Consider the following 575-nt stretch of genomic DNA (forward strand, 5'->3'; position numbering starts at 1 on the left):
GCCAGCGCGAGCACGGCGGCGCCCGCGAGCGCCGCCCGGCCGGGCCGCCCTCCGTGCCGCTCGGCGCGCTCAGCCATGGTTCCCCCCAGGCGGAACGATCTGGATGCGACCCTTGGGCATGGACTGCCGGCAGGCCTGCAACTGGGTCAGGATCGCCCTCTTGTCGGTCAGCCGCTGCGGCAGCAGGAACCTGCCGTCGGCCGAGGGGTCGGGCCAGTCGGCCAGGCCGTGTCCGCGCATGCACCGGGCGAACTGCCGGAGCTCGGCCATGTCGGCCGCCGTGAGAGCGGGGTTCTTCCCGGGGTCCTGCGGCAGGCGGTCGATGATCGTCTTGCACCCCCTCACGGCGCTCTGCGGCGGCTTGTCGGCACCGGGGAAGTCGACCCGGCCGGTGGCCGAGTCGACGACCGGATCGGGGAAGCCGGGGACGCCGTGCGCGCGGATGCAGCGGGCCAGCTCCCGGTAGACGCCGAACGACGGGGAGGCGGACGGGCTCGCCGAGGCCGCGGGCGGGCCGGCGCCCGCGCCCTGGCACCCCGCGACCAGCGCCGCCGCCAGAGCCAGCGCGGACGCCC

At 76.9% G+C, this 575-nt stretch carries 1 pseudogene; it reads right to left on the reverse strand.

Going from position 1 to position 575, the window contains the following annotated elements:
* Nucleotides 1-69 precede the first annotated feature (69 nt).
* A pseudogene (locus tag MPTA5024_RS29580) lies at nt 70-575 on the reverse strand (hypothetical protein); the annotation flags it as partial.

Origin of the sequence: Microbispora sp. ATCC PTA-5024 (genome assembly GCF_000511135.2) — a bacterium.
Classification (GTDB): domain Bacteria; phylum Actinomycetota; class Actinomycetes; order Streptosporangiales; family Streptosporangiaceae; genus Microbispora; species Microbispora corallina.